General features: G+C 51.1%; 35 protein-coding genes, 1 tRNA gene and 2 pseudogenes. 13 read left to right on the top strand and 25 right to left on the bottom strand.

Annotation, left to right across the window (positions count from 1 at the left end; all coding sequences use genetic code 11):
• Positions 1-3 precede the first annotated feature (3 nt).
• From QMN38_RS09465 to QMN38_RS09350, 24 genes and pseudogenes are all read right to left on the bottom strand, one after another.
• Positions 4-1,308, bottom strand: a complete 1,305-nt coding sequence (locus QMN38_RS09465) for a terminase large subunit domain-containing protein (RefSeq protein WP_045418821.1) — start codon at positions 1,306-1,308, stop codon at positions 4-6.
• Complete coding sequence (locus tag QMN38_RS09460; protein ID WP_323604887.1) at positions 1,286-2,275, bottom strand: terminase small subunit; 990 nt, start codon at positions 2,273-2,275, stop codon at positions 1,286-1,288. The genes QMN38_RS09465 and QMN38_RS09460 overlap by 23 nt, the downstream gene beginning before the upstream one ends.
• Positions 2,276-2,364: 89 nt before the next feature.
• Positions 2,365-2,796 (bottom strand): KilA-N domain-containing protein, encoded by a 432-nt coding sequence (locus QMN38_RS09455; protein ID WP_323605048.1) that lies wholly within the window; start codon positions 2,794-2,796, stop codon positions 2,365-2,367.
• A 340-nt stretch (positions 2,797-3,136) separates the two neighbouring features.
• A complete protein-coding gene (locus tag QMN38_RS09450) occupies positions 3,137-3,598 on the bottom strand; it encodes a lysis protein (RefSeq protein ID WP_323604886.1) in 462 nt (153 codons plus the stop codon).
• Positions 3,595-4,071: a glycoside hydrolase family 24 protein gene (locus QMN38_RS09445; protein WP_323605047.1), complete on the bottom strand. Its 477-nt coding sequence runs from the start codon at positions 4,069-4,071 to the stop codon at positions 3,595-3,597. Before QMN38_RS09445 ends, QMN38_RS09450 begins: the two co-directional genes overlap by 4 nt.
• The gene (locus QMN38_RS09440; RefSeq protein WP_323604885.1) at positions 4,058-4,378 is read right to left on the bottom strand and encodes a phage holin, lambda family; all 321 of its coding nucleotides are present in this window, start codon (positions 4,376-4,378) and stop codon (positions 4,058-4,060) included. Before QMN38_RS09440 ends, QMN38_RS09445 begins: the two co-directional genes overlap by 14 nt.
• Positions 4,379-4,557: 179 nt before the next feature.
• A tRNA-Asn gene (locus tag QMN38_RS09435) sits at positions 4,558-4,632 on the bottom strand.
• A gap of 201 nt (positions 4,633-4,833) precedes the next feature.
• Positions 4,834-5,664, bottom strand: coding sequence for an antitermination protein (locus tag QMN38_RS09430; RefSeq protein WP_323604884.1), 831 nt, complete (start codon positions 5,662-5,664; stop codon positions 4,834-4,836).
• Positions 5,661-5,801, bottom strand: coding sequence for a YlcG family protein (locus QMN38_RS09425; protein WP_001568781.1), 141 nt, complete (start codon positions 5,799-5,801; stop codon positions 5,661-5,663). The genes QMN38_RS09430 and QMN38_RS09425 overlap by 4 nt, the downstream gene beginning before the upstream one ends.
• Positions 5,798-6,406: a recombination protein NinG gene (locus QMN38_RS09420; RefSeq protein ID WP_323604883.1), complete on the bottom strand. Its 609-nt coding sequence runs from the start codon at positions 6,404-6,406 to the stop codon at positions 5,798-5,800. Before QMN38_RS09420 ends, QMN38_RS09425 begins: the two co-directional genes overlap by 4 nt.
• 2 nt (positions 6,407-6,408) lie before the next feature.
• The gene (locus tag QMN38_RS09415; RefSeq protein WP_181029597.1) at positions 6,409-6,615 is read right to left on the bottom strand and encodes a hypothetical protein; all 207 of its coding nucleotides are present in this window, start codon (positions 6,613-6,615) and stop codon (positions 6,409-6,411) included.
• Positions 6,615-7,214 carry a DUF1367 family protein gene (locus QMN38_RS09410; protein ID WP_064545070.1) on the bottom strand — a complete coding sequence of 200 codons (600 nt, stop codon included), beginning with the start codon at positions 7,212-7,214 and terminating at the stop codon, positions 6,615-6,617. Before QMN38_RS09410 ends, QMN38_RS09415 begins: the two co-directional genes overlap by 1 nt.
• 34 nt (positions 7,215-7,248) lie before the next feature.
• Complete coding sequence (locus QMN38_RS09405; RefSeq protein WP_001568777.1) at positions 7,249-7,497, bottom strand: hypothetical protein; 249 nt, start codon at positions 7,495-7,497, stop codon at positions 7,249-7,251.
• Positions 7,498-7,614: 117 nt separating this feature from the next.
• On the bottom strand, positions 7,615-7,848 hold the full coding sequence (locus QMN38_RS09400; protein WP_016236996.1) for a DinI family protein: 234 nt from the start codon (positions 7,846-7,848) through the stop codon (positions 7,615-7,617).
• Between the two features lie 145 nt (positions 7,849-7,993).
• Positions 7,994-8,215 (bottom strand): annotated as a pseudogene (locus QMN38_RS09395) (DNA cytosine methyltransferase); the annotation flags it as partial.
• A gap of 74 nt (positions 8,216-8,289) precedes the next feature.
• Entirely contained in the window at positions 8,290-8,547 is a 258-nt protein-coding gene (locus tag QMN38_RS09390) for a hypothetical protein (protein ID WP_016156704.1), read from the bottom strand.
• A gap of 228 nt (positions 8,548-8,775) precedes the next feature.
• Entirely contained in the window at positions 8,776-9,444 is a 669-nt protein-coding gene (locus QMN38_RS09385; RefSeq protein WP_323604882.1) for a DUF551 domain-containing protein, read from the bottom strand.
• A 1-nt stretch (position 9,445) separates the two neighbouring features.
• A complete protein-coding gene (locus tag QMN38_RS09380) occupies positions 9,446-9,844 on the bottom strand; it encodes a nucleoside/nucleotide kinase family protein (protein ID WP_323604881.1) in 399 nt (132 codons plus the stop codon).
• Positions 9,841-10,332, bottom strand: a complete 492-nt coding sequence (locus tag QMN38_RS09375; RefSeq protein WP_323604880.1) for a phiTE_015 family protein — start codon at positions 10,330-10,332, stop codon at positions 9,841-9,843. Before QMN38_RS09375 ends, QMN38_RS09380 begins: the two co-directional genes overlap by 4 nt.
• Positions 10,329-10,640, bottom strand: a complete 312-nt coding sequence (locus tag QMN38_RS09370) for a hypothetical protein (protein ID WP_323604879.1) — start codon at positions 10,638-10,640, stop codon at positions 10,329-10,331. Before QMN38_RS09370 ends, QMN38_RS09375 begins: the two co-directional genes overlap by 4 nt.
• A gap of 18 nt (positions 10,641-10,658) precedes the next feature.
• Positions 10,659-11,408 (bottom strand): ATP-binding protein, encoded by a 750-nt coding sequence (locus tag QMN38_RS09365; protein WP_057064862.1) that lies wholly within the window; start codon positions 11,406-11,408, stop codon positions 10,659-10,661.
• 2 nt (positions 11,409-11,410) lie between these two features.
• On the bottom strand, positions 11,411-12,358 hold the full coding sequence (locus QMN38_RS09360; RefSeq protein WP_071684484.1) for a DnaT-like ssDNA-binding domain-containing protein: 948 nt from the start codon (positions 12,356-12,358) through the stop codon (positions 11,411-11,413).
• 167 nt (positions 12,359-12,525) lie between these two features.
• A complete protein-coding gene (locus tag QMN38_RS09355; protein WP_323604878.1) occupies positions 12,526-13,065 on the bottom strand; it encodes a toxin YdaT domain-containing protein in 540 nt (179 codons plus the stop codon).
• 2 nt (positions 13,066-13,067) lie between these two features.
• Positions 13,068-13,301, bottom strand: coding sequence for a transcriptional regulator (locus tag QMN38_RS09350; protein WP_038641081.1), 234 nt, complete (start codon positions 13,299-13,301; stop codon positions 13,068-13,070).
• A 103-nt stretch (positions 13,302-13,404) separates the two neighbouring features.
• On the opposite strand from QMN38_RS09350, the gene QMN38_RS09345 reads away from it, so the two are divergent.
• From QMN38_RS09345 to QMN38_RS09330, 4 genes are all read left to right on the top strand, one after another.
• Complete coding sequence (locus QMN38_RS09345; RefSeq protein ID WP_279266374.1) at positions 13,405-13,791, top strand: helix-turn-helix domain-containing protein; 387 nt, start codon at positions 13,405-13,407, stop codon at positions 13,789-13,791.
• Between the two features lie 111 nt (positions 13,792-13,902).
• The gene (locus QMN38_RS09340; RefSeq protein WP_227093154.1) at positions 13,903-14,226 is read left to right on the top strand and encodes a hypothetical protein; all 324 of its coding nucleotides are present in this window, start codon (positions 13,903-13,905) and stop codon (positions 14,224-14,226) included.
• 2 nt (positions 14,227-14,228) lie between these two features.
• Positions 14,229-14,612 (top strand): hypothetical protein, encoded by a 384-nt coding sequence (locus QMN38_RS09335; RefSeq protein ID WP_227093153.1) that lies wholly within the window; start codon positions 14,229-14,231, stop codon positions 14,610-14,612.
• The gene (locus tag QMN38_RS09330; RefSeq protein ID WP_227093152.1) at positions 14,605-15,030 is read left to right on the top strand and encodes a hypothetical protein; all 426 of its coding nucleotides are present in this window, start codon (positions 14,605-14,607) and stop codon (positions 15,028-15,030) included. Before QMN38_RS09335 ends, QMN38_RS09330 begins: the two co-directional genes overlap by 8 nt.
• A gap of 30 nt (positions 15,031-15,060) precedes the next feature.
• Here QMN38_RS09330 and QMN38_RS09325 read toward each other — a convergent pair whose 3' ends face one another.
• Positions 15,061-15,267 carry a hypothetical protein gene (locus QMN38_RS09325; RefSeq protein WP_323604876.1) on the bottom strand — a complete coding sequence of 69 codons (207 nt, stop codon included), beginning with the start codon at positions 15,265-15,267 and terminating at the stop codon, positions 15,061-15,063.
• Between the two features lie 376 nt (positions 15,268-15,643).
• On the opposite strand from QMN38_RS09325, the gene QMN38_RS09320 reads away from it, so the two are divergent.
• The 9 genes and pseudogenes from QMN38_RS09320 (at position 15,644) to QMN38_RS09280 (ending at position 22,718) form a co-directional block, all read left to right on the top strand.
• On the top strand, positions 15,644-15,850 hold the full coding sequence (locus QMN38_RS09320; protein WP_001568763.1) for a hypothetical protein: 207 nt from the start codon (positions 15,644-15,646) through the stop codon (positions 15,848-15,850).
• An 11-nt stretch (positions 15,851-15,861) separates the two neighbouring features.
• The gene (locus QMN38_RS09315) at positions 15,862-16,023 is read left to right on the top strand and encodes a YdaE family protein (RefSeq protein WP_323604875.1); all 162 of its coding nucleotides are present in this window, start codon (positions 15,862-15,864) and stop codon (positions 16,021-16,023) included.
• A gap of 139 nt (positions 16,024-16,162) precedes the next feature.
• Positions 16,163-19,015, top strand: coding sequence for a RecE family exodeoxyribonuclease (locus QMN38_RS09310; RefSeq protein ID WP_323604874.1), 2,853 nt, complete (start codon positions 16,163-16,165; stop codon positions 19,013-19,015).
• Positions 19,016-19,026: 11 nt separating this feature from the next.
• Complete coding sequence (locus tag QMN38_RS09305; RefSeq protein ID WP_136392520.1) at positions 19,027-20,073, top strand: RecT family recombinase; 1,047 nt, start codon at positions 19,027-19,029, stop codon at positions 20,071-20,073.
• A 34-nt stretch (positions 20,074-20,107) separates the two neighbouring features.
• On the top strand, positions 20,108-20,452 hold the full coding sequence (locus QMN38_RS09300; RefSeq protein WP_286630978.1) for a hypothetical protein: 345 nt from the start codon (positions 20,108-20,110) through the stop codon (positions 20,450-20,452).
• Positions 20,445-20,900, top strand: a pseudogene (locus QMN38_RS09295) (DUF550 domain-containing protein); the annotation flags it as partial. The gene QMN38_RS09300 and the pseudogene QMN38_RS09295, both read left to right, overlap by 8 nt.
• 140 nt (positions 20,901-21,040) lie before the next feature.
• Positions 21,041-21,283: a DUF4060 family protein gene (locus QMN38_RS09290; protein ID WP_323604873.1), complete on the top strand. Its 243-nt coding sequence runs from the start codon at positions 21,041-21,043 to the stop codon at positions 21,281-21,283.
• Between the two features lie 47 nt (positions 21,284-21,330).
• Positions 21,331-21,678: a helix-turn-helix domain-containing protein gene (locus QMN38_RS09285; RefSeq protein ID WP_275222851.1), complete on the top strand. Its 348-nt coding sequence runs from the start codon at positions 21,331-21,333 to the stop codon at positions 21,676-21,678.
• Positions 21,561-22,718, top strand: coding sequence for a site-specific integrase (locus tag QMN38_RS09280; RefSeq protein WP_275222861.1), 1,158 nt, complete (start codon positions 21,561-21,563; stop codon positions 22,716-22,718). Before QMN38_RS09285 ends, QMN38_RS09280 begins: the two co-directional genes overlap by 118 nt.
• The last annotated feature ends 10 nt before the right edge of the window (positions 22,719-22,728 follow it).

Raw genomic sequence — 22,728 nt, 5'->3', positions numbered from 1 at the left:
GAGTTACATCCGTAGTTGAGTGACTTTTCCGGTGGGTTTGATGATCGGGAATTGCTTCACGATGAAATAGCCACCAGCGTCGTTTGGGTGATCGTTGTCGGCTGATTTATCCGGCTCGCCGTTTGCCGCCCATACCTGCTGTTCAAGGCTGTCTGTGTAGACCGGGCAGCGAGCAACGTTAACTTTGTAGCGGCGCTCACCGTTGCCGTTGCAGAACATGGCATTCATGGAGTTTATGCGATCCTTTACCGGCGGGTTGGCGGCGTTCACCACCACGCTGAATCCTGCCTGCTTGAGCTGCGCAATATCGGTGGCGCTGGCGTTATTGGACTTGCGTGAATCGCCGGAAGCATCCGGATAGATATAAATCTGCCTGGAGGCAACATAGCGCCCGCCCTCGTAGCGCCAGAACTCTTCCTGGATACGCTTTATCATGGCCGGCGTGTCATAAACTTTTATCAATTCGCGTACCGCGCGCGGCTCGCCATTTCGAAGCACGTGGACGATGGCCGCCATTTTGCCTACGTTAAAGTCCATGCCGATATAGAGCGGTTCGCCTGCCTGTTCTTCATCAGTACAGTTATTCAGTCGTCGATCGAATTGGTGATAGATGGTGCCGCTGGTCAGGTTGGTGAAGCGCCCCCTCAGATACGCCTTAATCAACTCCGGCGGGTAGGAATTCATCAGCGAAGGGATGTAATCCGCGGGCAGGTTCTTCGCATTGTCAAACGTGCTGGCCTGTATCAGACCGTACAGGGCTGAGAGCTCTGGCTTTTCACGTACTGCCTTCACGAATTGCTGGTAAACGAATTTGAACCCCTCCGGCGTTGTCGTGACGTCAATACCGTTACGCAGCCCATCCACCTTGTAACGCATACGGGCGATGATTTTTCGCCAGGCTTGCTGCGCTTTGGCAGCCGCCATGACATCCAGCTCATCCACCATCGCGTTACCGATTTTGAAACCAACTATCGAGCCGGGCTTCTCCATCGAACGGCAGATTGTGGTCCCGCGGAACCGTCGCCCCTCGTAGAAGTGAACCTCTTTGTTCCCCTCATTGATTTTGACGCTCAGCCCCCAGTCGAAGGCCACCTCTTCGATAGTCGGGTAGAAGATGTCACGAATCTGCGGGTAGGTCGGCGCGAAATAACCCTGGTTGATTTTCGGGTGTTCCCACATCCCTTTGCAGATGCCGCCACAACCCACCCACGTTTTACCGGAACCGAACCCGGCAACGTAGGCTTTAAACTTGTGCTCCATCGCGAGGAAGCGAGCCTGTGGGATGTTAAGTGTCGGGCTGATCCCCATCTTCTTCCCTCGCATCCACTACGTTGATATTGATCTGTACTGGTGTTGGTTCGTCATCATCACCATCACCGGCCAGCTCTTTGCGGAGTTTTTCAATCTCCAGCTGCCGGCGGTCGATTTCGATTTGCTGGAGGCGCTGCGCGAATTCGCTATCGGCCAGGCCCAGGCGCTTCATTACGGCTTCGTACATCCGTTCGCGGCTGATTGCCGTTATCTCGACACCATTCTTCCCCAGCTTGACGCCGGAATATGCCAAAGCAGCGTCAGGGGAGAGTTTCCTGGTATCAGCGAAGTAAGGCTGGCCTATTCCGTCACCATTGCAGCGCGGGCAGGCAGGGTTCGGCTCTTGGGTGTGGTCATATCCATAGCCGCCCACGTCGACTGGCTCACGCTTGTCGCGTTCTTTAGCTTCCAGCCGCTTCTCTTCAAACTCCACGGCATCGCGCCACTGGTAATGGTGACCGAAGCCCCAGCAGTAACGACACGCGCCGCGACGATACTGTGAAAGCTGGTTTGCATCGAAAGTGGCGAGCTGCCACATCTGCGCCAGGACTTCATCAGCACAGCCAAGCGTGCGCGCAATGGAGGCTTTCTGCTGCTGCGCAATGGCCTGGGCAACGTTAGGATTCGTTATGAGCTGGCGACCGTAGTTTGGGTCACTATAACCAGCACGTGAAGCGGCAGCGGTGGCGTTGTTGTCTTTCAGGTACTCCGCGACAAATAAGCGCTGCTGAGCAGTAAGTCCATCATCATCCACCAGCTCATTTGCGCTTTTATCTTTTTGCGCAGTGCGCATTTTTTTCTGCGCAGTTTTTTGCGCATTTTGCGCAGTAGGTTTTTTGATATATCGACGTGCGCTGGCGTAATTCAGTCCCTGCGCTTCACACCAGTCTTTGGGGGAAATACCGGATTTAGCATGTTCGGCGAGGAACTGGTCTTGCAGTGCTCCCCAGTCCGGTTTAGCCATGTTGAATCACCTAACTTTGACATTATCAAAGCCCCTCAGCGAAGAGCTTCTGTAATGGAGAGCCGTTGTGAAAGTGGCTCTCTTATCAACTAGCTCAATTCTGAGCCGGTTACGCCGCTTCGTCTTTTTTTTGGCAGGCCTGGAATGACTAATTGAATCTGCTCCTGCATATGAATCCGCTCAGATTCAATACGGCGCTTTTCACCACCAACGCCCCAACTATTCATAATTCGAGCTGCTGTACTGACGCGCTTGGTCTTATGCTGATACTCCAGCTCAAGCTTGTTGGCCTCAGCGAAGAGGGAAAGCTTACCCATCACTACATCGCGGAAGGTCTGATAAACTTTCACTTCGAAAGACGCCGAAAGCCATGCAGCATACTTTAAGGCGATTAACTCATGCGCCCACGTCCCACGATTAGCTCCACCGTGGATAACATCAAGTATTTGATTTTGCTCCAAAGTGTCTTTTAGCACTTTGGAAACCTCATCGACAAAAGCCTGTACTCCGTCAGCACCGATAAACTGACTAGGAACCTGCTACTTCTTGGAAAGTCCACCGGCCATTGCCGCTCGGTGCATATCGTTAAGGTTATAGGTTCCGTGTTCATTACTTCTGACGTGAACATTTTCGATAACAATGCTTGGGTGATTCATGGCGATGATCCTTAAGAAAGATGAGCCTGTTCGCACAGAAAAGCCGCCCCGAGATGGTCGCCACCATATACGGCAGTTCTCAGGCTCAGCTTTCTGAAAGACTCGGGATTGTCATGCGCTGCGATGCGCGGTTTACTGCGGGTATAAAAAAAGCCCCGCATTTCGCGAGGCTCATTAAAAGGACTTTGTACTTTGCAAAGAGTATTTATTTCAGGCACTGCGTGTTGATGTATTCCTGCAAATAGCCAACCTGCCTCGTCACTGTGACGATTCGCTCTCTGAGGGTGAAATAATCCCGTTCAGCGGAGTCATTAAGTCGGGGGCTGGAAGCATCGACCATGCTGCCGGTGCTGGTCGCTCCGTTCGCGGGACATTTTGCGTTGATGCGCAACCCACACTTGCCATCACGAACGCAACGCTGCAGATCATCAAGCTGCTTTTTCGCATCGGCTAAGTCCTTTGTGTATTTGGCATCGAGTGCAGCTACATCGCGATGGCGTGTCTGCATGTCTTTGATGGTAGCGTTCGCCAAATTCAGCGCCTGAGTTTTCTCATCGCGCTGTTTCTTGTATTCGGTAGCGTTGTCGCGGTAGTGATTAACAGCCCAGCCAAGCGACACGATGGTGCAGACGACAACGGCAATGATGATTGCGGTTAACCTGCTCATGATTTTGGCTCGTTTACCGTACCGCCAGCCTCTTTGAATTTGGCGATAAGGTTATCTGCTTTGTGCTCAAACTGACCGTACCCAGCACCAGGCAGTGATGCCCAGATATTGCTGCAGCGATCGATAGCCTGACGGATATCACCAGAGTCAATTAACTCAAGCGCTCGGCGTTCTTTAATTTGCTGCAATGCGACAGCATCCTGGCTGGCAGGTGAGAAGTCTTTCAGCCCAAGCTGCTTGCGATAAGCATCCCACCAACGAGACAGTAGCTGATAGCGACCAGCTGCCGTAGATTTCAGTTTCGGATTTAGCGTTACCAACCTGCGAGGGTGATCGGAATAATCAGTGAATAACGACCCGCCGACAATTACATCGTATCCGCGGTTATTTGTAGGCTGTCCTTTTTTGTCAGTACCTTCTGACCATGCCAGCATGTCGAGAAATGCTTTACGCTGAGAGTTAATTTCCTGCATCATCCACCCCTACCTTCTTGGCAGTGAATTTCTTGATAAGCGATCCGATTGTTGCCGTTCCCAGATAGCCAATAAACACGCTGCCGATATAGGCAAGGTTTGTGCTCAGGCCAATGAACACGAGAATGTCCCTGACGAACCAGGCAAACATCGCGCACATCAACCCATCAATCAGCGTCTTTGATAGTGTGTCTCCGTTATAGCGACCACGCAGATACGCCATAATGAATGCCAGAATCGCACCAATGCCCTGCTCTTTGGCAGCTAGCAAAGCAGCGATGAAGTCTTGTTTGTAGGGCATCTTCATAGTCTCTCTCCTCGCAAGTGAAGCGGGAGCTGTGTTTAGTGGGGAAAGGCTGTCAGACACTGATAGCTACGGGGCATCTTTGATTGATTGTCTGCGGCCGAAATAAAAAAGCCAGCGGCGCGGCTGGCAAGATTAGGGTAGTGCGTTGAGCTTTCGCTCTTATGGTCCTGGTAGGAATTTGGCGGGACAGGAAGGATTCGAACCTTCGACCAATCGGTTAACAGCCGATCGCACAACCTCTGTGCTTCTGACCCTGAATGCAAAAAGCCCCGCACTTGGCGAGGCTCTTAATTTTGGGTGGCTTCATCTCAAGGCGTCTATTGACCCGATGTGCGATGTTTACTTACTTACTCACCACCTAAACGAAGGCATTAACCCATCGTTAGGACAAAATTAACACAGATTCGGGAAAAGTAAATAGCCCGCAACAAAATCGCAGGCTATCGTTACAGGCGTTACCGCGTTATCTGCTTAAGCTGTTTTTCTGCCCAAGTCTCTTCGATATCGAATTTCGTGATCAGCTGGTCATAGAATGGCTTAACGGACTTTTTCCAAGTGTCCAGGCTGATCGCATCGGTAATCTGACAAACAGCTGCATGGGCCTCAGTCGAAGGAATTCGTTCATAGCCACGCCCGCTGCAGCGTTTACAGTTGGCGAATACCGGTACGCCCTGCTTCGTTGTTTCTTCCTGGTCTACGGCTTTGCCTCGCCCCCGGCAATCATTGCAGGCGCAGCTCACGACTTTCTTCCCCTTGCAGGTCGTGCACAGCACTCGGGCCACCTCTTTTACCTCACGCCTGTTTTGGTGCTGCGAAGGTATCACCCTCAAACCAAACGCTTTTGATGCCTTAATGATTTCTTTTGCATGTGCCGGCGTATTGGTTTTCATACTGAATACCTCAGCATCAATAAAGCCCTCACCGTCGCAGCAATCGCACCGCTTTACACTGGCTGCGCTGCGGGAATAATCCTCAAAAGCGAAGGTGGCCAACTGGTGCACCACCTGAGGTTTAACCCCGGCACCGAGCTTACGCAGTGCGGCAACCTTGTCGCATTTTGTCATCGCGTACTCAGCCAGCAGACCGATCGCCCGATCCCGGTCGTTATTGCTTATGCCCATCTTGCCGAGGAAGGCGCTGTAACCCATTGCGGCGCGTTCCTGCGTCATGCCCATGGCAGCCATAATGTCGGTACCGGTCAGTGAATCGGAGGCGGTAGCACGCGGAGAATCGCTAATCAGCGTGGATTTTGCGAAGTGGTATTTCACTGTGTTTTCAAGGTTCATAGCGCTTCTCCAGCATAAGTTTTCACGTAATTCTTCAGTATTCGGTAGTCCGTCAGCACAGAGCCGGGAAAGTGATATAAGCGCAATCGTTGCCAACGAACGCGGAGGTGATCGGCAAAATAGGATTCAAATGTCATGCAGCCTCCCTGCTCTTAATTAACTCTCGACGCAATGCGCTGTAATGCTTCCTGATGGATTCGAGTTCTTCGATGGTGTATCGGTGTGGAACGTTGTTGTTTTCGAGAGCCTCAACGCGCTCAGACCCGATTTTCTCTATAAGCCCAAGCCGGTACTGCTGCTGATTGCCCGACAGTTGCACATTGCAGTGGTGGCACTGTTTACTGATATTGTCTTCGTGGTAGCGGAGATGTGACGCTTTCCCACGTGAGCGGTAATGCCCGGCTTCCCACTGGACGGTGTCGAACGTCCCACAACTGATGCATGGCAAATCATGGTCACGCTCGCGAATATAGTCATTGACGACGCGCTGGGTTAAATCCTCCCAGTGCTTCAGCGGCTTAACTGCAGCTTTACGCTGGCGCCAGGCGGCTCGCTCTTTCTTCTCAGTAGCGCGCTGTTTGGCGGACTCTTTGCGCTTAGCGTCTTCACGGGCTTTTCTGGTCTGCTCTTTGCCGACAGCGCTGGCGCACTCATAACCGCAGGCAGTCTGCGTATCACGCACCGGGTGAAACCACTGGCGGCATTCTTTGTTGGCGCACTTACGGCGCGGTAGCTTAGCCATACTCACCCCCACGCCTTGCTTTGCCATACCCGGCTAGGGCGCGGCGCTTTCTCGCTTTCCGGCAGCTGCACGCTGACAGTCCAGGTGATGTTGTCGCGATTCAGGCTACGTTCTACCGTGGCGCCACGGCGGCGGTAACTGGCCACCAGCTCGTCGGCCTGTTCGGTTGTGCATTCGTGATGGTGGAACCAGGAATATTTCATCGCCATCACCCCGCAAAGCTCATGAGCTGCGATGCGGCGTTTTCCGCTTCTCGCTGAGTCTTGAATGCCCGGGACAATACCCAGCGCCACAGAACATCGAGCGCGGCTTTGTACAGTTGCTGGAACTCGGTTTCGTCCATGTTAGCGAAGGCAATACTGCGGGGATGTTTGCGAAGTGTTCCGTCAGGAAGCTGAATAGCGTCATAGTGACCAGACTCGACGATCACCCAGGCGCGATAAGCATCATAGGATTTGCAGATGCTGATGCTACCGGCGCGCTTATCAGCAATGCGGTCGAGATATTGCTCGGCAGCATCCAGGAGTGCGGCTTCACTTCCCGCGAATGAGGCAAGAAACTTGGCATAGCCGGTTACCAGCTTGCGTTCGTTGGAGGAGATTGCTCCGCCAGTAGGTTCCCAGTATTCAAACCCAAGGTTCAGGAGCGCAAAGAAACGGCGATGGAATGCGGGATTCCTCACCTGGCGAAATTCGGCTACCAGCACGGCGCCGAGTTTGATTTTTGATTGCAGAATATCGCTGGTCTCCGGCGTCGCGGGGATCAGGATTCCTGATGACTGCTTGATGAGTTGTAGTTCGTGCGCCATGGTTTCTCTCCGTGGCGCAGTAGGTTACGGTTGTTCAGACCGTTGATTTCATATTATCAGAAGGTGGGGTTACCCGGTAGCCGAGACGGTGAATAAACTGCATAAAACCATTAGGAGTAAAGACCTCTTCATCATCCAGCAAAGGCCGCATAGAAACCATGCCATTGACGCGATAAATTAGATGCCTGCCCGATGAAGGAAAGCTAAACACCACGCAGCCGTCAGACCTTCTTACAATGTCATACCAGTTGTCTTCTGACGTTTGCAAAGCTGAATCACTCACATTTATGTTCTCCCTTCGAGCGACTAACAGACGCGATTAAAGATTGTCGGCAGCAGCATCAGAGGGTTACGCAAATTGCGGTATTCTGAAAAATGCGCGCCAGCCTTAAGCGCAATTCTAATAAAACCAGTCGTCAGCGCTTTCCCAGGTATCCTGGAGGATTGATTCAATTTTCTTTTTATCGTCCTTGTCACCACCAAAAACACTTAACCCATCGGACCCGGCACGGCGGATTGTGAGCCTGCAATTGTCATAGTGATCATTCAGGCGCTTAAGCAATTCTTTCTCCAGTGCTGGTACTGCGCCTTTAGGAAGTTCTTTCATGCGATCAATGGTTAATTCAACTTTCATAATGGCCTCCATTGCATGTACTGTGTTTTTATACAGTATACCTATGCACGGAAATGATCAACGTTTTAAGAGCACAAATTGTTAATTTTCTGTCAGTAGTAAAAAAAGAAAACCCGCCGTAGCGGGTTGAATTAGCGATGTTTTATTACGCCGCTATTTGTTTCTGCTGACAAAGCTCCGGCAAATTAGCACGCACCAGCGCCTCAGCAAATGGCGGCGGAACAGCATTACCACATCGCGCAACCTGCTTGTCCTTAGCATACTTCTTACCCCGATAGTCCTGGTCGATGATGTACCACTCAGGGAATCCCTGAGCGCGGTATAGCTCGTGCGGTTGCAGCATACGCATGCCAATATCAACGCTGCGACCGATTGCCAGCTCAATTCCCGTACTCGCCCCGCCGCCGCCAGCAAAATTATCAACAATGATTTCTGAATCTCTCACGCGTATTTCTCCATAGCGATGGCCAGTGACCGGGCCGCAGCGATTATTGACGGTACCGGCATTTGTTCCAGCCACATGCGGTTGATGTGATGCTTCAGGCGGCGCTGGTGATGTGCCGGAAGATCCCCGGCACTTTCAATCTGGCTATATACCATTCCTACTTCGGCAGGCCAGACAGTTTCCTCAACATTCACCAGCAGCAGGTTTTCCAGCTCAATTATCCGGTTCGTGGCATATTGCAGTAGCTGATCCATCACTTCATCTCCCGCCATGCCCGCTTATTACATCTCGGGAAGCGTTCTAGCCTCCATATCCAAATCATCCACAACATCTTATTAAATTCAGGTAGTGCCCGATAATCATCAGCACTCATTTCGAGGGCCTTGAATCGCCACTTTGCCACCTTGACCACCCGCCACAGCATCACCATACAAAACAGAGTGCAAACAACAAGGAAACCGAAAAAAAGATAAGTACTCACCTCACTCCTCCTGCTGCGGTGCTGCTGGCAGTGGCATCCAATGGGTTACCAATATGTGCTCTATACAGCATGCGGCGGCCACATCTACTCTGTCGAAAAACAGCCCTGAATGCTCATCAAAGAACGATACAAAGCAATGCCCCATCCTGTTCCTGGTTAGAACCTCCTGCTCGTCTTCCGGCATCCGCTCGCTGCACTTAATCCAGCCATCCTGAATCACCGGAGAGTTGCCAGCCTGAAGCATGGCGGCGAGGCAGGCTTCGTCAATGCGGCATTGAATGCGGGATAGCAACTGAATATCACCGCCCAAAAACTCATCGCGGCGATTCACATCGCACATAACCATCTTTGCCGTATCAAGTGCGATTGTGTCGAAATGCTGAGTTATGGCCACCACTAGCTGAGGTAACTGTGGTGCTGCGTAGAGTGGCGTCAGATCATAGCAACTAATGCTGTAGCGATCTGCGTCAACCCGATTGGTTATTGCCGTGCGTTCATCATCGCAAAATTCCTTCTGCATAGTCACCCAAGCCATCGGCTCCTGCTCCATGCTGGCGAGTAGTTGGCGGGCCATTGATTTCAGCATTGCAATATCAGCATGCCCCAGGGTGTAACCAACCTTTAAATCGTAAACTGCTTGCACCTGTTGCTCTTTCGTAAATTTATCCATCTCATTCCCCCTTTACGCCAATGCCAGCGGCGGTGGCTGACTCTTCATGTGCGCGTTTAGCAGCATTAAGGATTGCTGCCAGTGGCGTATATCCGCCATCCATTCGGATTGTGTTGTGGATGGTTGCCATTGTGTCGCGCAATTTGCTGTGGCTTGCAGACAGTTCTGCTATGCGCTTCCCTGCGGCTTCCAGCTTTTCACGCGTCTCTCGCATATCGTCACGCATAGCAATCGCAACGGCTTCAAGAGAATCCTTGTCGCGCTGTAGCTGGAGATTCTCATCCAGCAGCGCTTCTGCGGCGATGTAAATTACCTGGTGCTCGCGGTCTGCCGGGTCGCTGTAATGGTCTTGCATGAACTGGAATTCTTCACGCAGCGCCTGTTTGTTGAGTGCTGTCATTTGGCTGCCTCCTGTTTGCGAAGTGCCTGCGCCAGCCATTCAAGTGCCCTTAACGGTTCGACAGTGCTGTCTGTAACGCCGAATAATTTGCTCATATGCTCGATAGCAGCATCAACACCTTGCGCCAGCACTTCAGCCAGGAAAGCGTCGCTGGCTGGGGTTTTGACGTCGCACATGAACTCAAGCGCATCGTTTCCATCAAGGTTGCAGAACTCCCATGCAGACGAATAGAACTCAATACCAGGCCAGGTTGCGAGCTTATTCATTTTGTCATTCAGCGTTACATTCTCCGCCGCCAGCTCCCTGCACTTGCTCTCGGTGTTAGCGAGCTGTACTGCCGTGGATGCTTCTGATGCTTGCCATGCCCACCATGCAACCTGCATATCCCAGGCCATGTACTCGCCATCAGAGTTTTTGCATACCCGGTAATCAATCAAGTCGCCGAAACGAGCCTTAATGGCTTGCTCAAATTTTTCTCTGCTGCTCATGCTGATGCCCTCCCGTAAAACGCCAGAACGCGCTGCATTGTCGGACTTGTGCGGCAAACTGAAGTAACCATGTTTTTTCTCGTGTTCTGTTTGATCTGCTTAATGTTCAACTCCCCGCCGGGCTGAAGTGAATAGACCGGGCGATGTGGTTCGCCAGTGCGGATTACTACCGCTTTGCGTGTCAGGTGAAGCAGCAGGTTATGTGCCTTCTTGCAGTCACATCCCAGCAGGCTCTGGACCTGACGAGGCGTGATGGTCTGGTTAACCCGAAGAAAATCAACGATTGCCCACAGTGATTTGCTTGCCATAGTGACTTGCCCTCCAAGTTATTTAACGATCCGGAGATGGCTAACGTTCTTGCGATAGCTTCCCCAGTCAAAGTTCACCCACATCCCGCCATCCATCTGGAGGCGATCGATAACCCGCGCACCTAACGCGCCGAGAAGTTCGTCATGGTTCAGATTCGTCAGAACGCCAACCGGACGCATCGACGACAGCCGACGGTCGATAACCTGATTCAGAATGACTTTCTCGCCGTTGCTTCCGCGTTGAATACCGACCTCATCCAGCACCAGCAGATCGACTTTGCAGAGATCATCCAGAAGTGAAGCTTCTGACTGGCCACCGTCGTAGCACTCGCGAACGCGCAGCATCAGGTCAGGGATTGTCACTACCAGTACGCTATGCCCGCCAGAAAGCAGATGATTTCCGATTGCCGCAGCGAGATGGTTTTTCCCGGTACCCGGACCACCGCTAAACACGAAACTTGCGAACCCAGCGCCGAAATTTTGTGCGTAGCTCTTTGCCATCGTGAAGGCTTTGCGCTGACCTTCCCCGGAAACCTGATAATTCGCGAACGTGCAGCTGCGGTGCAGGCTTTGAATTCCTGAGCGGCCGAAGATTTTCTCTGTGCGCGCTTTCTGATTCAGCTTGTCCAACTCTTCGCAATGTTTCAGGCCTTCTTCCCGCTGCCACGCCAGCAGCTCTGCTGCGCTGGTGAACTTCGGCTGAACGCCTGGCGGAATGAGTTTTTTCAGGCGCTCAAGAGCGCTGCCGGAATTAACAATGTTTTTCACCGTTACCCCCTGAATCCGGTTGGGATGGTTTTATCTGGCTCAGAAATTCGGTTGGGATCTCGCTGTCCAACATGGACGGTCCTTTGGCCGTGACCACGCGATTGCAACAGACTGTTGGCAAAGGTCTGCTCCCAAGCCAACTGGTGTTTAACCTTGCCGTCAGGTATCCAGTAATCACGGAATTGCTGAAGTTCTTCAGCGGTGTAACCCGGCTCAGTGCCGACGTTCTTACCCCAGAGCGCAGCCTGACGCACGAAGTCTGGAGACGGGGTCCATGAGTCAGTGATCGGAAATTTACCCAATGGGCCAAAATCCAGACCGGGCCCCAAATCCTCGTTCTGAGGTTTGGGAGGGATAGCTGGCAGAGGTGGGTGATTTCCAGAAATATCATCCCCAGAATGACTTCCGCCCGCGCGTTCTCTCTCTGGGTTTAGATCTTCTCTTCTCTTCTCTTCTCTGCGGTTACGCGTTACGTTACTAATAACGTTACTCGTTACGTTACTTTCCTGGAGTTTTTTCCGTTCACGAAACTCCTTCTGGCGCTGCGCATTTGTCTTGGCCGTAGCTGAGCGCATATCACCTGACGTATTGTATTCATTGAAGTTTGGAAGAATGACGCAGTTATTCTCCGCATCATAAATGGCCCAGCCTACGGTTGATAATGCAGCCCCAAAACCGGGTACTCCGACAATATCATCGATATCAGACAGGTCTGCATTTTCAAATACACCGTTACGCGAGTGTTCATTTGCCGCAGACCAAAACGTTACTAGTAACGACACCGTAACGTTACGGGTTACGTTACGCGTTACAACGTCTGATAACGTGGTGTTATGCGAAAGTGTGAACATTTTTCCCACCTCCGGTGAACGCTCCAGTATTCGCGCAATTCCGTTCACCTTCGGGCTGGTGACCAGTGATGTACGCATCTTTATCCAGTCCCCGGCCATTAAGTCCTCCTGAAGAATAATTAAGGGAAGATTTATCCAGTCGCGGTCCGACACGCTGGCAAAACAATTTGTGGTTAGGCATACTTACCCCGCAATGATTTCGCAATGAATTGCACCAGAAAGCCGTTGGTGTTCGCGCACCGCGGCTTTCGCCATTTTTGAACCGGTCATATAGCCCCCAGCATCATCTGCACCATCTCCATCAGTGGACCGCTTAACCCAGGGTCAACGCGGTACATCTCTACTATCCCCTCGCTCAACTCTTTCAGCTTCTGATGCCGTGGCGCATCCAGCGCGACGGCAATCTTTGCTTCACTGGTTTCTTTCTCCAGCCGAGCCAGACGGTCCATAACGTTGTCTTCTGGTAACAGGCGACTGCGGAACTCGAGTGGAAGGACAGCAAGAATTGCCGGAGTCAGTTGGCGAACGTTTTCGCGGTACCGTTCGCTGTTGAAATGGTTATCCAGAAAGCGGAAAAGCTTCTGACGCTGTCGGCTGAGGTCATCAGGGAAAGTGATCTCGTCTCCCCCTTGAGCCTGGTACTCTTCGATGATCAGAGCAGAAACGACATCCTGACCATCTACACCCGCCCACGCACGAACGGCATCGCGGATCTGGTCATGTTTATCTACCGAGACAGGTTGATTGCGATTTATCATCGCAGCCGTTTGATATCCGCTATTTTGATGAAGTGATAGTGACTGCATGGTTATGCCCTCGCTTCCTGAGCCGGTAATCCATCCGTAGGGTTGGGATACAAATCTGGTCGCAGTTCATGTGGTGTAATACCTGTAACCCTGAAAATCGGTAATACGCGGTCCGGAGGAACAGCACCTTTATAGCGCGTCTTCCAGCGGCTAACTGACATGGGCTTTATGCCCAGTAATGCTGCAAGATTGCTGGCATTACCTGCTTTTTTGATAGCTTTCTCTAATCCGTTCATCATTGTCTCCAAAAGATACACGAACAAATTAAGCCTTAGACTTATACATAAATCAAGTCCCAGGCGAATTTTATTTTATAAGCAAAAGGCTTATTCTTTTGATATGGCTGAGAAAAAAATACTTAACCCGATTCTCATCGAGCGTTTGACAGAACTGACGCAGCGGGGGATGACAAAATCTGATATGGCAAGGGTTGCGGGGATTACTCCGCAATCCGTAAACGGCTGGTTTAAAAAAGGGGTTATCAGCAAAAGTTCAGCATTAGCGGTTGCTGATGCTGCTGGGGTATCCGTCCCTTGGCTGCTTGGTGAGGATGTTGGAGAGAAGGATGGTCTTAAGCCTGATGAACAGCGCCTGCTGGAGCTCTACCGCCAACTGCCAGAAGAAGAACAACAGAACATGTTGCGGATCGTATCTCTACGATTGAAAGAACTCGATGAACTGTACGCCAAGTATATGGGGCGGCGGATTAAGGGTGATGGTGAATAGCACGGTAGTTAGAAGCTACTTTCCCCTCAGATGTTTCTGTACAAAAGGGATACATCTTAACGATATGCAAAATTCACTTACCAGTTAATTATCATTATATTGAGAGCTGAGATGGGCGAACAGGTTGAAGAAGAAAAAAGTCAGGAAAGTGTCAATACAACAGCATTGACGCTATCAATATCTAGACAAGAATTTCGAGATTATTTTCAACGCCTCGAAGAAAAACATGGCGAGATGGCTTGTCCACTTTGTAAGCATACGCTTTGGGGAGTTCCTCCACGAGAAGATAGTCAAGATTATCCTGCAATAATTACCCTTCCTCTACCTCATTCAGCTGGCCGAGGTATATGGGCATTCCCTGTTGTATGTGTAGAATGTGGTTTCATTGCCACATTTGCTGCTAACCGAGTATCACTAAAGGTCCGAGAGGGATAACAGTGGCTGCAGTTTGCTTAGATCATCAATCAAGCTCAATTATTTCGATTGATCGGGTTGAAGTATTTGAGACCTTCCCGAAAATCGAAAATCATGTTGGCGATATTCCTTACACACTTGATGAATCCAGGATATTGTTGCTAAGTAACAGTGTTTCACATCCTGATAGCTGTGTTGGGCTGAAAGCATTTTCTGTCGCGCTAATAGTGATGCTAGGTGTTATAGTGTGGTTAACAGGAGGTAAGGTTATGTACTATATCCCTCTTTACGCAGCACTCATACCAGTAGCTTATTGGTTAGTGAAGATTGGATTTGCGTATTATGTAGTCAAAACACAAAAGTTACATGTTGACTCGAAATCGTTCTCGGGAAAAAATCATGGCTAACGATAACGTTAAAAATGTAGCTAAAAATGGACTACCTTTTCTAATTGTCTCCCTCATATGCGGTTATGCTACAGATGCTATTCCTATCTTCTTTCCTGACGGTGAGTTTCGTGATTGGGCATACAGATCTGTTCCTTTTCTGTCTTTGATTCTTCTTTTTGTAATCAAGACGTTAAAGGATTTTGGTGGAATGTCATTTACAGGTCTGTTATTTACAATATGCTCAAGCCGAGAAAAGAAAAGGCTAAAGATCATTATGGATGACAATCACGCTAGTGATGAGACCATGCAAGCAGCAAAAAAGCGTTATGACGAAATATTACGAAAAGAACTCGAGTTAAGCTCAAGGTTGCTGACCTACATTTCTCAGTGGTCGATCTTTAAGAAAGCACCGACTCCCCCATCATCTGTTGAATAAAGCAATAACCCAGTCACCGAACTGGGTTTTTTATTGCCCTTTTCTCACCAACGCAGCTGCATCTCGCAAAACTCCCTTGTGAATGGCGTTTCCCACTGCTCTGCGCTTAGCCTCTAGACTATCCACAATCGCATCGCGGCTGATCACTATCCCGGTAGCTATCAGACAGACAACTACACCGCCAATCTCACCAGCGATGAATGCTGCACGGTCTTCTTCCAGTTCGTCACGATCCATAACTCACCCTCATTGATGTTTTTCTGACCATAGCATCCTCCGCTCACATGCATTCGTCAAAAAAATAAGCCGTAAACTTAACCACAGCGTTAGTCACAAGCTTGACATGAATTAAGTCTTAGGCTTAATATAAATCCACATCAACACAACCACCGAGGCAGGACGCCCACGAAGTAGCCATCCGGGGCATACGAAGACCGGAATGAGGTGGTGAGATTAACGCGCAGTAGGTTTGAAACGTTCCGCCAGCCTGGCGACAAGGGCAAAGCACAGAAGTGAGCTTCGCGGTGGTGAACTGCAGAGTGAAAAAGCTCAACCGTGAAGATCAGCACCACGGCGCCACCAGCGAAGTTCACTCAGAAAACAGGAGAACATCATGGTTCATCAGCACTACGGTACACAGACGGTAAACCGCGGCGCAGTTCAGCCGGGGATGCTCGTCAAACACAAAGACTCAACTTGGACAGCATCAGCTAACGCTCGCGGACGTTTGTATCTGCATCGCGGCGTAGAAATGACTTACACCAAGGATTTGCTGGTTGAAGTTTATCTGAACGGTCTGGGGCATGGACTCAGCCACTAGCGGAGGATGTCATGTTAGACAAGAAATGCGGATATTGCGGCAAGCCGGTTAAAACGGAAGAAGTAATCAAAAACACCCTTCTCTATCGCAACGGCTCACAGCTGGCGCGCAAAGAGAAAGAGTACTGTTCCAGACGTTGCGCTTCGCACGACCAGATGGCTCACGAAGGCTAACGTACACCCCGCGCAAGGCGGGATCTACGTCCGGTGGTACCGACCAAAGTTACACCGGAAACAACATTAAAACCAAAGTTAACCCAATGGGCGCTATCAATGGCCCGGGGATTCTAACACCCAAAAATGAGGATCTCACATGGAATTCTTTTATGTAGTCAGGGCTACACAGAAATCCGGAAAGCAAGATGCAGTGGTCTGGTTCACTGCAAAAACTGAGGCTCGCGCCAACCTGATGCTGGATGTTGCTCTGGAAGATGCTGGCATCGAAACGGGCCGTGGTAAGGACTACGCCAAACCAATTCGCACTGATTTCCCGGTTGTTGACGACCTGCCAGAAGAAGGTGAGATTGATTTCATCTGGTGTGATCGTTACGAACTTGCCGAAGACCAGCACACCTGGAACGTAAAATTAAAAGCGGACGATGCGGCGCTGGAAGAAAATAGTCAGGCTGATGATAATGTTGTTGATGATGAAACCGGCCACGCAGAAGAGTCTCAGCAGGTAGAACAACCGAACCTGATCGTTGTTGCCACCCTGCCATTCCGCCAGCGCGTACTGGCTCAGTTCATCGGTGATGGTGAATATCTCTATCACGTCGACGCCGCGCAGAAAAAAGAGATAGTCCGCCTTGAGATGGACACCGATGACGCGTACGTCCAGAACCTGCTGCTGGCTGCTGAGAATGTGGAAGCATTCAAAAAAGCCATTGAGCACGATATTCATAAAGTAGTGAATGCCGTTAAGAAAGTCTTCCCTGTCGACTGTAAAAGACCGGAGCTGGCAACAGTTATCCAGTTCCTGACGGTGTGGTTCAAAACTGAATACATCGATCGCGGCCTGCTGGTCAAGGAATGGCAGAAAGGCAATCGTGTAACAACCATTAATCGCACACCTTCAGGTGCGAGCGCCGGCGGCGGCATTGTCTCTGACCGTAAATTCCCGCAAACCATTCTCGGTCTGGAGCATGAGATTGCTCTGGCTTTACGTGCTCGTGACCGCGAATTTGATATTTACAACGTCCCTCTGGATATAGAACTGCAGGCAAACTCCATCATGAATAAGATGGACGATCCCGAATGGCTGGCAACTCGAGAGAGATTCGTTTCAATTCCTGGTGGCCTGGACTACTCACGTGCCTGCATCATCGCAACAGTAAAAACCACACCAGAGGGGCTTTATGCTGATCCTGTAAAACACCAAGAATATTTGAATAGAGTACTTACGGAAACCGACCACGCCAACCCAGATCCATTGCTCGTTGATATAGCCTGCGGTCGTTCGTCTATGCCTGTACCTATGAAACAGGAAAAAGTAACGGCTGAAGACGTAAACAAAATTCTTGCAGCTTCCCGCGGCGAATATGTTGAGGGGGTTAGTGACCCTACAGATCCGAAATGGATCACAGAAGACCTCGCATCAACCGCCCAACAAACAGATGACCGTTCACCACTTAATGAGGAAACCACCAGCGATGTGCAGATGGAAGAAACTGTCAGTGATGAAGAACAGGCTGGTAATGAAGTGCAGTCAGGCGAAAGCAGTCTGGAAACTGGTGAAGAGTCACATACCGGCCAGCAAGCCGATGTGAAACAAAAACCAGAAAATGCGCATCAGAATGATGAATCTGTGCATCAAAACACCCAAAAAGTGAATCAAACCGAGCCAGAAGCGCAATCTGAAGAACCGGCTGTTGTGTATCCAGCCTACTTCGAGCCTGGCCGCTATGAAGGTCTGCCGAATGAGGTTTATCACGCAGCGAACGGGATCAGCAGCACACAGGTGAAAGATGCCCGCGTCAGCCTGATGTACTTCAATGCGTGCCACGTAGAGAAAACCATTATCAAAGAACGTTCTCCGGTACTGGACATGGGTAACCTGGTGCACGGCCTTGCGTTGCAGCCAGAGCAGCTCGATGAAGAGTTCAGCGTTGAACCGGTGATCCCGGAAGGTGCGTTTACCACAACGGCAACAATCCGCGTGTTTATCGATGAGTACAACGCAGGTCTGCCAGCGCAATTGAGCGCCGACGACATAAAGACATTGCTGGAAAAACACAACGCCGCCCTGCCGCAGCAGGTGCCGCTCGGCGCATCGCTGGAAGAAACAGGTCAGAGTTATATGTCGCTGCCTGTTGGGTTCCAGCGTATTGAAGACGGCCAGAAACAAACCGCAACGGCGATGAAAGCCTGCATCAAGGAATACAACGCCACTCTGCCTGCTCAAGTTAAAACCAGCGGTAGCCGTGATGCGCTACTCGAGCAACTGGCAATCATCAATCCTGACCTGGTGGCACAGGAGGCGCAGAAACCTCAATCACTGAAAGTGTCCGGTACCAAAGCAGATCTGATTCAGGCCGTGAAGTCTGTTAATCCGGACGCCGTCTTCGCCGACGAACTGTTGGATGCGTGGCGCGAGAATCCGCAAGGGAAAGTACTGGTCACCCGCCAGCAACTGAGCACTGCACTGGCCATTCAAAAAGCCCTGCTCCAGCACCCAACCGCCGGCATGTTGCTTCAGCATCCGAGCCGCTCAGTTGAGGTGAGCTACTTCGGCTTTGACGACGAAACCGGACTTGAAGTCCGCGTGCGTCCTGACCTTGAGATCGACCTGGACGGGGTACGCATTGGTGCCGACCTTAAAACCATCAGCATGTGGAACATTAAACAGGAAGGTCTGCGCGCCAAACTGCACCGGGAAATCATCGACCGTGACTACCACCTGAGCGCCGCCATGTATTGCGAGACCGCGGCACTGGACCAGTTCTTCTGGATTTTCGTCAACAAAGACGAGAACTACCACTGGATCGCCATCATCGAGGCATCCGCTGAACTGCTGGAGCTGGGCATGCTCGAGTACCGCAAGGCGATGCGCGCTATCGCTACCGGCTTTGACACTGGCGAATGGCCTGCGCCGATCACCGCTGATTACACCGACGAACTGAACGACTTCGACCTGCGCCGCCTTGAAGCGCTGCGCACTCAGGCATAAGGGGAATGATGATGGAAAAGACCAACGTTGCAGTTATTGAACATAACGAACCGAGCACGATGAATAACACATCCCTGCTTCTGAATATCGACGTAATGGATCGCATGATGAAATTGGCAGAGGTGATGTCTCAGGGCGTCGCGACAGTACCGAAACATCTACAGGGGAGACCTTCTGATTGCCTGGCAATAATCATGCAGGCCGCTCGTTGGGGTATGGACCCATTTGTTGTAGGACAGAAAACCCACCTAGTTAACGGGGCTCTGGGCTATGAAGCACAGCTTTACAACGCTTTAATCACCAGTTCCAAAGTTGTACACGGGCGCTTTAAATACGAGTACGGCGGCGAGTGGGAAAAAATTGTTGGCAAAAAAGACGGGCGTGATGAATCAGGTTTGTTTGTTCGTGTCGGAGCAGTACTTCGCGGCGAGACAGAGGTGACTTGGGGAGAGCCAATTTACCTTGCTGATATTACTACACGAAATTCCCCTTTGTGGAAAACAGCACCTAAACAACAAATAGGTTATTTGGCCGTCAAGTATTGGGCAAGGACTTACTGCCCTGAAGTCACAATGGGTGTTTATGACAGAGAAGATCTGGAACAGCGAACAGAGCGCGAAATTAACCCTGCACCAACCCAACGAATGAGCGTTGCTGAAATTGCAGGTGACACCGTCACAACCACGCAAAGCGCACAGGAATCGTCGGTAAATATCGACACTCTTGCCGATGATTTCCGCGAACGAATTGATGCCGCTCAGGATGTTGATAGTGCAAAAGCACTGCGCGCTGATATCGAAAGCGCGAAGGCCACGCTCGGATCTGCCCTGTTCACCGAGCTGAAGAATAAGGCAGTGAAACGCTATTACCTGGTTGATTCACGTAACAAGGTCGAAGCCGCGATCAACTCGCTGCCGTCTCCGGACGAACCGGATGCAGCTGAACGGTTTGGGGAAGTTGAGCGAGTTCTTGCAACTGCGAAACGTCATCTTGGCGACGAGCTGCACGATCAGTTCAGCATCACCCTGGCGGATATGAAACCGGAATACGTGGGCTAAGGGAGGCGGGAGGGTTCGCCCTCCCGGTAACGAGATGAGTAAATCATTAAATGCACGTTGCATCCGTCGCTGGACAGTCGAATTTAAAGGTCGTTGCGACTCGAAATATAGCCCGTACTGGCGCAAGCGGGATCTACGCCGGTATATCCGTGAGTGCGCCCTGACAACTGCCGACTGCATGGTTGAGTGCATGGCAGAGGACAACGCTCTGGTAGATTTTCAGGGTAATGGTCGAGGCTGGTCACCTGAGTTTTCAGCATGGTACAGCGAACGCCGCGCACAGTATCGGACAGAAGCTCTCACATATCTCAATCATGATGCCACCAATGACGAAATCGACGAAGAAATTCAGAACGAGCTGGAGGCCTGGAATGACTGATATCGCCACGTTCACAAAAGAGCAATTAATAGCGGTGTGCCGCGCTGACGTTGCTGAAATGTCGAAGTTTTTAAAGGAGGATGAATTCAGTAACCCGTCACGTGCTGCCCTGTATTTGCGCATTACTGAAATTGCACTGGCAGCGCTGACTGCTGATTCGGAACAGGTACGCCGTGAACATGCAGCATGGTCACAGGCTACTTTTGGCGATGTCGGTCCAGTTGGTCCGCTGAAGCACCTTTCCAAAGAAGCGCTCGAGGCTGCTGCTGAACCAGGCGACCTTAGCGAATGGGCTGACATGCAATTCCTGTTATGGGATGCGCAACGTCGCGCCGGTATCAGTGACGAGCAGCTAATCACGGCCTGCATAGAGAAACTGGCGATAAACAAACAGCGCGAATGGCCCGAGCCAAAGGACGGGGAGCCACGATTGCATGTGCGAAGCGAAGAGGAATCGCTCAACGCACGGCGCAGCCGCAACCGTGAATCAAACGCACGCGCTCGCGAACGTGAAACACCAACACAACGCAAAGCCAGGCTGGCGAAAAACAGGGCGAGAATGGCCATACGTCGTAAAGGCGGTGAAGCATGAAACTGATTAACCGAGGCAATCAGCAATCCCCGTTAGCGCGTCAGGCATGCGACATCGCGCTGGCCACTCATCACGAACGCTATGGCGACTACGGGCGCAGCAAGATGAAGGAGACATACACGGTGAGAGTTGAAGGTGTGAAGATTTGGGTTGAGGTGGTTAACCGTAAGGCGAGCTACGTGGCCACGGCTATGACAGGCATGCGCCGGCTGCGTGCGCTTCCTGTTCAAGTTGCCTGACAACGAATTATCAATTTGGCCCCACATGGGGCCACTGGAGAACATCGATGGAAGAAGAAGTATTCACCAGAGATGAGGCAGCCGCCTTCCTGAAAGTGGATAAAGGCACGATTGCTCAGTGGATTAAGTCTGGTCGCCTGGCTGCAACCCGAATAAATCCACATAAGAAAAAAAGCCCATACCTGATCTGCAAAACAGATTGTATTGCGGCAGTGAAGAACCCGATCCACAATCAATCCGTGAATGCGGTTGATGTGCAGGAGGATAAAGCATGTCAATCAAACAACGTGCCGGTACGTGGCACTGTGACTTCGTTACGCCTGGTGGAAGCCGAATTAGACGGTCTCTTGGGACAACGGACAAAAGGCAAGCGCAGGAACTCTATGATCAGCTAAAAGCTGAGGCATGGCGAGTTGATAAAATGGGGGAGTTTAAGCCACGAACGTTCGATGAAGCGTGCGTTCGCTGGCTTAACGAAAAGCAGCACAAGAAAAGTCTGGATGATGACAAAAGTCGGATCGGCTTCTGGAGATTGCACTTCAAAGGAATGGATTTATCGGCAATCACCGAGGATAGAATACTCTCGGCAGTAAGCACGATGGTTAATCGTAAGCATCGTATGAACTGGGAGGCGAAGCGGGATAGTCTGCTGAGAAGGGGGAAGCCGGTTCCTGAATTCAAGGATAAGCCGGCGGCGGCGGCCACCAAGGCGACGCACCTCGCTTTCATTCGGGCATTACTGCGATGCGCGGCCAACGAATGGCGATGGATAGCCAAAGCGCCGAACATCAAATGCCCCGTGCCGAAAAACAAGCGTATTCGCTGGCTTACTAAAGAGGAAGCGGCGAACCTGATCCGGGAGCTTCCCGAGCATATGAAGCCAGTTGTTATTTTTGCACTGGCGACGGGGCTGCGCAGGTCGAACATTACTGATCTGGAGTGGTCGCAAATTGATATGCAGAGGAAGGTCGCGTGGATTCACCCAGAGGACGCAAAAGCAGGAAGGGCGATTGGGGTCGCCCTGAACGAATCAGCCTGTAAGGTGCTGCGTGATCAATTGGGGAAACATAACCGGTGGGTCTTTGTTCATACTGAATCATCCGTTCGCCCGGATGGAACGAGAACAAAGGCGGTGCGCAAAATGCGGTCTGATGCTAACACGGCATGGCGCGCAGCGTTAAGACGGGCGGGAATAGAAAATTTCCGCTTCCATGACCTGCGACATACCTGGGCGAGCTGGCTTGTACAGTCCGGCGTGCCACTCAGTGCGCTGCAGGAAATGGGAGGTTGGGAAAGCATCGAGATGGTGCAACGTTATGCGCACCTGGCACCGAATCACCTGACGCAGCATGCCATGCAAATAGACTCATTCCTGGCGGGGAATGGCACAAATATGGCACAAGGAACGTTTGCAGACTTGGTGAATATCGCGTGAGGTCGCGTGG

The sequence above is a fragment of the Citrobacter sp. R-1.5.2 genome (assembly GCF_035064245.1).
In the GTDB taxonomy this organism is placed as follows: domain Bacteria; phylum Pseudomonadota; class Gammaproteobacteria; order Enterobacterales; family Enterobacteriaceae; genus Citrobacter.
The sequence above is the reverse complement of the archived record's forward strand: the minus strand, read 5'-3'. Positions and strand labels throughout refer to the sequence as shown.